At 69.1% G+C, this 8,183-nt stretch carries 4 protein-coding genes and 1 pseudogene; 2 read left to right on the top strand and 3 right to left on the bottom strand.

Annotation, left to right across the window (positions count from 1 at the left end):
* Positions 1-558: pseudogene (locus tag ACIRJP_RS41420) on the top strand (IS3 family transposase); the annotation flags it as partial.
* Positions 559-578: 20 nt separating this feature from the next.
* Here ACIRJP_RS41420 and ACIRJP_RS41415 read toward each other — a convergent pair.
* Entirely contained in the window at positions 579-1,676 is a 1,098-nt protein-coding gene (locus tag ACIRJP_RS41415; RefSeq protein WP_404186242.1) for an integrase core domain-containing protein, read from the bottom strand.
* Between the two features lie 225 nt (positions 1,677-1,901).
* Between ACIRJP_RS41415 and ACIRJP_RS41410 the strand changes: the two genes are divergently transcribed.
* Positions 1,902-2,321 carry a hypothetical protein gene (locus tag ACIRJP_RS41410; protein WP_404186240.1) on the top strand — a complete coding sequence of 140 codons (420 nt, stop codon included), beginning with the start codon at positions 1,902-1,904 and terminating at the stop codon, positions 2,319-2,321.
* Positions 2,322-2,699: 378 nt separating this feature from the next.
* Here ACIRJP_RS41410 and ACIRJP_RS41405 read toward each other — a convergent pair whose 3' ends face one another.
* Positions 2,700-3,677: a transposase gene (locus tag ACIRJP_RS41405; protein WP_404186244.1), complete on the bottom strand. Its 978-nt coding sequence runs from the start codon at positions 3,675-3,677 to the stop codon at positions 2,700-2,702.
* A gap of 18 nt (positions 3,678-3,695) precedes the next feature.
* Positions 3,696-7,346 (bottom strand): DUF4132 domain-containing protein, encoded by a 3,651-nt coding sequence (locus ACIRJP_RS41400; RefSeq protein WP_404186238.1) that lies wholly within the window; start codon positions 7,344-7,346, stop codon positions 3,696-3,698.
* Positions 7,347-8,183: the final 837 nt, after the last annotated feature.

The raw sequence follows: 8,183 nt of genomic DNA, 5'->3' as shown, positions 1-8,183 counted from the left end.
GGAGACGCGCTGGTGAACCGCTGCCAGTTCGTTGACGACCACCAGCGCCGTCACGGCGTGAAGCGGCTCTGCGACATCCTCGGCCTCTCCCGGTCCAGCTTCTACCACTGGCGCCGCTCCGCGGCCGCAAGGGCGGCCCGGCAGGCTCTCGAGGCCAGGCTCGCGGCCCGGATACACAGGGTCCACCAGGACTCCGACGGCACTTACGGAGCCCCAAGGATCACCGCCGAACTCCATGACGAGGGCGGCCCGGTGCTCAACCACAAGCGCGTCGCCAGGATCATGCGGACCATCGGGCTCGAGGGAGTGCGTCTGCGCCGCCGGCACCGCACGACGCTCGCGGACCAGGCGGCGCCGAAGGCGCCGGATCTGATCGGACGTGACTTCACCGCGGCCGCGGTGAACACGAAATACGTCGGCGACATCACATACCTGCCGGTCAGCGGTTCGAAGCCGCTCTATCTCGCGACCGTCATCGACCTGGCTTCACGCCGTCTGGCCGGGTGGGCGATCGCCGATCACATGCGATCAGAGCTCGTCATCGACGCTGCGCCTGCCGAAAACCTCATCCGTGCAGGTCATGCGGCATGTTGGTACTCGTGGAGGATGCCGCCGAGTCGTTCACGTCTCCGTATGTCGAGGCGAGCGATCTGCTCCGGATCGCTGATCGGGACCGGCAACGGGTGTAGCGGGCGGGCGTTGGCGATGCCCTGATGGGGCCGGTGGGAGTTGTAGAAGTCCTCGAACTCCCGTAGTGCGTGGATCAGGTGCTGCTGGTTCCAGATCAGGGTGCGGTCCAGCAGTTCGTGCCGGCAGGTCTGCACCCACCTTTCCATGATCGAGTTCATGCGCGGCAGCCGCACGCCGCTGAGCACGACCTCGATGCCGGCATCGTTGAGGACGGTGTCGAACAGGGCAGGGAACTTTCCGTCCCGGTCCCGGATCAGGAACCTCGCCCGGCAGCCCGTATCCTCAAGATCCATGGCGAGGTTCTTCGCGGCTTGCGTCACCCAGGATGCGGTGGGGTGCGCGGTGGCGCCGAGGATCCGGATCCGGCGGCTGGCGTGCTCGATCACCGCGAACACATACATTCGTGCCCCGGACAAGGTGACCGTTTCCAGGAAGTCGCAGGCCAGCAGGGCGTCGGCCTGGGAGCGCAGGAAGTCCGTCCACGGACTGGAGGCCCGTTCTGGCGCCGGGTCGATCCCAGCCTCCTTGAGCATCTCCCAGACGGTGGAGGCGGCCAGCTGGATCTGGAGAACGAGGAGCTCACCGTGGATGCGGCGATACCCCCAGTTGGGGTTCTCCCGCGCGAGCCGCAGGACCAGGGCGCGGATGGAGTGTACGGTCCGCGGCCGTCCCGGGCGTTTGGGCCGGGACTCTGCGGCGTGGCGGCGTGCGACCAGATGACGGTGCCAGCGCAGCAGCGTGTCCGGCCGCACCAGCAGCCGCACCCTGCGCAGTACCTGGGACGGCAGTCGGTGCAGCAACGCTGCCAGGAACGCGCGATCGCTCGGGGTGAACCGCAACCTGTCGTTGCCGAGTTGGCGCTCCAGCACCGTGATCTGATGGCGCAGAGCGAGGATTTCCGTGTCCTTGTCCCGATCGCTCATCGGGAGCAGACGCAGCATGGCGAACGCGTTCGTCACGGTCAGGTAAGCCAGTCGCAGCAGCACGACCGACCATCATGCCGGAGCGATCAGCAGCCGGACGAGAGCACCCCAATCAAGCGCTGCTGCTCGAGACCCCTGTAGATCCTGCGCACCGGCTCCCACCAGGGCGGATGAGGTTTCCGGCAGGCGCAACGCTCGCGGCGGTGTTGGCCTGTGCTGGACCCGCGAGGTGACGGATACGAACCCGAAGTCCTGAACCCGAGTGCGCCGCAAAGTACCCTGGTATCGGTGGACTCCTACGATCACCTGCCAAGCCCGAAATGGACTCTGTGGATCTGGGCGGAGTCGAGTATCCAGGCGACGGAGGACCATCCTGACCCGGTCTTCGAGGTCATCTCCTTTCGTGACCTGGCCCGTCATGTGGAAGCCTGCTACGACTCCTTGGCCGCTGATGAAAACCGGTTCGCGGAGCGACTGCTGTCGTTCTTCACCCATACCCTTGACGAATCGGCGTGGACGAGCCAGGAGGAAGGAGACCCGTACCTCCTCGCCGATACCCGCCTCTTCCGAAGCCTGCTCCGCACGGTGCCGTCGCGTGCGGACACCCCTCTTTCCTACGGCGACCTCACGCAACAAGCGCTGGACTTCCTTGACGGCCTCGATCCCGCCCGTGACACGGTGGTCCTGGAGGTGGTGTGGGGCTGGTAGCGGGCCGGCCGGGCACCCCACCCGCGCCGGACCACGGTCACGGGTGCGTGTCGCAACCTCGCTGGAAACGGATCACCTGGGGCCACACACGGGCGTATGACACCTCAGGTCCTGCCGTCACCGGTGGCAGTCCGAGACGACGTACTTCTCGATCAAGGCAACGATGCTGGACGGCCGTGTCCTGCGCTCCCACAGCCTGACCGGCCTCGACCAGGAGGTCTACGGGTACAGCCACACGCAGTGCGCGATGATCTCCACCGGGTACCGGTGCCCTTTGTACGACGGCGGCGCGCTGTCCACGGACGACCCCTCCCAGCATGACCAACCAGAAGATCATCCCACCCGGTCAGTCAACGTGACAGTGCCCTCGGTAGAGGCTCAGGCCGACGCCGTCTCTTTTGGGGATCGGCTCAGTCGCTGCAAGGTGCAGAAGGCGTGGGCGACCGAGACGAGGGTGACGTGGTGGTGCCAGCCTGGCCAGGTTCGGCCTTCGAAGTGGGCCAGGCCCAGGGCCTGTTTCATCTCGCGGTAGTCGTTCTCGATGCGCCAGCGGAGCTTCGCGGTGCGCACGAGGACGGGCAACGGGGTAGTTGCGGGCAGATTGGAGAGCCAGAACTGCACGGGCTCGTCCTGGTCCGCGGGCCATTCGGCCAGCAGCCAGCGGACCGGAAGCCCGGTGGCGGCCGTGGCCTTGCGGATCTCACGTCCGGCGGGCCGGATCCGCAGGGCCACGAAGCGCGAGTACATGCGCTCGTGCCCGCTGCGGCCACTGCCCGGCCGCGATCCCTCCCTCCACTGCACCGGCCGCGCGGTGTTCTTACCGGCCGCGATGACCAGGCTCTTCACCTGCTGGGCCGGCTCGGGGTAGGCAGGAACCGGCCGTCGGCCCCGGCCTGTGTAGGCCGGGGTGCACGGCTGTGCGTCCTCGGGTTGCGCGGTGGTCGTGGTCGAGATGCCCACCACGTACTCGAGACCGCGTTCTTCCAGGCCGAGCCGGAAGGCGGTGGTGGCCGCGCCGCCCTGCACCGTCAGCGTCGAGTCGCCGCTGACCGCGGCCGCGATCAGCTCGGACAGCAGTGACTTGGCGGTGCCCGGCTCCCCGACCAGCATCAGCCCACGGCTCGTCGCCAGCGTCACCAGCGCCCGGTCCACCAGTGAGGGATTGCCGACGAACTTCCGGCTGATGCCCGCGTCCGGGTCACCGATGACGAAGCGTCGCGCAGCACGCAGGCTCAACTCCCAGCCCGGCGGCCGCGGATCACGGTCGCCGGCCCGTAGCGCGGCCAGCTCCTCGGCGTACCGCACTTCGGCCGGTGGCCGTTGTACCGGAGCCGCCGCCGTCCGGTGTCCCGAGATGTGTGTCGCTCCGTACGGTCATGATGCGGCGCCCTCGGTGAGTTCCGTCAGATCACTGAGGAGTTCGGAGACGGTCACCGCGTCCAGATCGGTGAAACGATGCGGGTGGCTGCGCCTGGCCCAGTGGTCATGGGGCCGGCTGTCGAGCCAGACCGTTTCCAGGATCTGGTCGGGGAACATGTCGACCACTCCGACCGCGATGCCCTGGTGAAGCGCGATCACCAGGCAGCAGTCGTCGGTCAGCCGCTTGGAGATCCAGCGCTCCACTCCCGCGTCCTGGGGCGTCCCGCGCTCCCAGCCGTGCCGCTCCAGCCCCAGGACCTTGGCGGTCGGCACCTTGAGCCCCTCGAACCGGGTTAGCCGGTAGCTCGCGGTCTCCTCCTCGGACAGCCCGTACATGGTGCGCCCGAGCTGCGCGAACGGCTGAAGGATCTCGTAATCGGCGAACACCTCGGACCAGGTGGTCAGTTCCTCCCCGAGGTGCAGCGGGTGCGCGAGCCGCACCGCGGCGTCGTCGGCCAGCGCGAAGACATCGTCCTGGGCGTCGGCGAACGTACGGTCCTCCGCGACCCGGAACGCGGTGCGCACGCCGCCCTCCGTCTCGCTCAGCCACACCAGCCGGCGCACCAGATGCCACAGCAGCGGATGACCGACGAACAGCTCCCGGAACTCCTGGGCCGTCCAGGAACGCCCGGACACCATAGCGGCCTCCAGTCGGCGCACCTGGTCGGAGGCGATCGTGCGGACATCCTTCTTGAGCGCCATGAAACGCTTGTGTTCGCCCGGGGCGAGCTCCGCGTCGTCCTGGGCGCCGGGCTGCGGCAGATCCTTGCGGCGCTTGCCGGCACCGTCCAGCACGTAGGGCCGCAACTGCTCGTCGAAGCCGACCGTGAACGAACGGGTGCCGTAGTTGACGACCGTTGAACCATCCGCGTCCAGACCGAAGTCCGGCACCAGACGGTCGGAGAGCTGTTCCCCGGTCAGCCCCAGCCCCGCGGCGACCTCGGCGATCTTCTCCTGGGCGCGTGCCTTCAGCGCCTTGAACTTCACCCGCTGAGAGATGCCGTGCAGTTGCAGGAGCGCGACATCGGTTCCGATGGACGCCAGGACATCGAGGCCCTCAACCGCCCGGTGGTGCGCGCTTTCACCGGGCCAGGACCGGATGACCGGTGTGAGCCTGCGGACCGTCGCGTCGTCGCCCAGCAGTCCCAGCGCGTGCAGCGCCCACGACTCCTTCGCGGGCAGATTGGCAAGCTGCCACTGCTCGAACAGGGCCCAGGCGAACTCGGCGAGCGAGGTGGCATCGGCCGTTTCGACGAGCGTAGCGACCCCTGAGTACACCTCTCCGGGCTTCGACAGCGCCAGCATCGTCAGGGCATGGCGCACCGACTGCACCGGCAGCGCACCGCCGGACCGGACCATGATCTGGGGCAGCACGGCGGGATCCGCCCAGCCCGGCAGCACCGGCATCCTGGCCGGCAGCCCCCGCTCCAGGGGGTCCACGGACAGCAGCACCTCCACCGCGGCCTCCGTCCGGGCTCCGTACACCCGCGCGGCATCGCGCACCACGGTGTCGCCGTGCACCGTGGCGATCAGTGTCAGTGCCTGCTCGGCGGCGCGCCGCGCGGCGCCCTTCCTACCCACGGCGTCCGGCACCAGGAGCGGCGCGGCCGCGACACCGTGCCGGGTGAACCAGGAACGGGTCGTCGTCGCAGTGGACTTGAGCCGTACCGCCCAGTCCGCCATGTGCCGGGCGACCTGCACGTCGACGAAAGGGAGCAGCAGCGGGGCGAGCGAGCTGGGCTGTCGGGGCACGGCGCGCAGCAGCAGAGGCAGCGCGGCGAGGCCGAAGCGGGCGGCGATCGGCCTGAGGGTGTCCTCGCCGTCCCACAGGTCCGTCGGATCCCAGGTGGCGAGCAGCGGGGCGACCACCTCCTCGGGACCGTGGACGAAGACCCAGGCCGGCCCCAGATCACCCACGGCCAAGTCGTGATGCAGGGTGGCGGTGTCCTTCTCCCAGTCGCCGTTGCCGTCCCTGGTCGTGTACCAGGAGGAGCTGGCCGCCCATGCCGCCCGCTCCTCGGGAAGCCATTCCAGCAAGGGCTCGGACACCGCGGTCAGCCCCGTCACCACCATGGTCTTGGCAGTGGTGCGGGGCCGGGACCACGGCGGCGCCGTCAGCACGGCCGGCAGGGCGTCCACGGGGGCGTCGGTGATCAGGTCCGCCGGGTTGAGCAGCGGTTCGACGATTTCCACGACCTCGGCGTCGAGGTCACTGAGCGCGAGCGAGACCAGTTCGCGGTGGGCGCCGATATGACCGCGCAGCAGCTTCAGCGTCCCGCTGGACGACGCGGCCGAGCTGCCGCGTACCTCGGCGGCAAGCAGCCGCACCGCACGCACCGGATAGCGACGCATGGCGTCGAGGAGAGCGGGGCGGACATGCTTGGAGTCCGCATGGGCCAGCAGGGCGAGGAAGGCCTCGTCGGTGGGGAGCTCGACCAGGGAGTCGGCGGCGAGCTTCACGCTGTCGAAGTAGTAGTAACGGCCGCCGCTCAGGGAGTCGGCCAGCAGAGGAGCGACAGCCGGCCCGACGCCCTCGGCGACCGTCGCGATCAACGCGACACCGTCGGTGAGGTCCGGCCGGTGGGGGAACCGCTCCATCTGGGCGGCCGAGTTCAGCGAGCTGAACACCATGGCGCGCAGGGTGTGGTTCCGTTCCGCGCCCACTTCGGGATCCGCGCAGAGGTCCTCGACCCAGTCGGTCTCACTCGGTACCAGATAGGAGACGATGATCTTGCGCAGGACATCGGTGCGACATCCGGCCAGCACCTCGACCGTCTGCCGGTACGTCTCCTCGTCGGCCGCGGCGAGCAGCGCACGGACCCGGTCCATCGGCGGTCGCCGATCCCTCGCCCAGTACGTGCGGCGCGGCCGTGCCAGCGTCTCCAGCCAGGGGTCGCTCCGCCGAGTGCCGCTCTGCCGCCAGTTGGCATCGACCGAGAACAGCTCGACCGCGGCCCGCGCGGCGAACGGCAGACCGTAACGCTCGCACCAGTGGTCCGCCCACGCGGAGTCGGGCACGGGAAGCTTGACGACCGAGGCCAGAAGGGCAGCTCCGACCGGCGACGGGCTGTCGGCGACATGTGCCCGCAGCTGGTCGGCCAGCCCGGCATCCGAACGCGGTGCGTCCACGAACTCCTGGATCCAGGCCGCCTCCTCGGCGATCCGGGCCTCGACCTTGTCGAGCGTGTCCCGCCTCGCCTTGCCGGGCACCCGGCGCACCCCAGCACGTCGTGGGTGGAGCGTCCGCCGCCAATTGGCGGGAAGGACGAAGGTGTCCTCGTCGGGCAGAACAGGAGCATCCGCCCCGGGAAGCGCCGAAGGGTCCGCCCCGGTCCCCGTGCCCGCTTCGGCCCCTGCGGCCGCCCCGGTCCCGCCGCCCGCCCCGGCCCCCGCGGCCGACGCCCCGACCTCGACGTACCCCTTCTTCTCCTTCTCCGCAATCGTCTTGCGGACCTGCAACGAGGCGGCCTCGGCCGACGCGTACTCCTTCGTCTGCGTACGTCCCTCGCTCCCGCACCGCCCGTAGCGCACCGTCACCACGGCACCCTCGGCCTCGGTCTCCCAGAACTTCGAGGCATTGCCCTCGACATACTCCCAGCGGCGCACGGTCCCGCCCCCTTCACACCCGGACAGCCCGCCTGTCGCGGGCTTTTCGATCAGTGGTGCCACAGTAGAACGGACCACTGACAACGCAGCGTGACCACGGTGCCCGGCGGGTGAAGCAGCAGGTCAACCGCTATGGCGGGGCGACGGAGTGGATTCACTGGCAGTCCGGCACAGCCCAGCGCCTATCCCGCCTCATCGCCCGCCGGACCCGCGGCCCGCTGTTCCTCACCGACCGCAAGGCCCCGGCCGGAACACCCACGCTCGACGTGTGCCCGGAGACCGGCCGGGCCCGGCTCTCCTACCACCGGGCCGAAGAGATCTTCGAGGAGAACACCCGGCTCCTGGCCAACCCACTCGCCTCACCCGAGGACATCGCGAGGACCTGGACGGCTTCACACTCCGCCGGCTCCGCCACAGTGCCCTCACACACGACGTCGAGGACGGCACGTCCACGCCGATGCTGCTGGCCCGCTCCCGCCACGCCTCCGTCCGCTCCCTGGAGCGGTACGCCCGCCCCGGCGTCGACGCGGTCGCCCGACACGTCGCGGAACGCGGCCCCGCCGCGCGTCGCCCGCCATTTGCGGCTGGTGACAGCGTTCTTACCGGCACCCCGTGTTGTCACCAGCGGAGACGGATGAGCTTGGTGAATCGGACCGGTCAAAGCAGTCTGGTTGTCACAGGCGAGGCATCCGACTTGTCACACACCCTCATTCAGCAGTTCTTCTATCACCAGACAGAGTTGGACTCTGTCGGGGATCTTGGAGCTGCCGTGGTCAGGTGCCCAGGGTTCGCCAGGATTTCGGTCGGGGTAGCTCGCGCTGGTCGAGGTAGTTTTGG

Source organism: Streptomyces sp. NPDC102437, from assembly GCF_044765565.1.
In the GTDB taxonomy this organism is placed as follows: domain Bacteria; phylum Actinomycetota; class Actinomycetes; order Streptomycetales; family Streptomycetaceae; genus Streptomyces.
The sequence above is the reverse complement of the archived record's forward strand: the minus strand, read 5'-3'. Positions and strand labels throughout refer to the sequence as shown.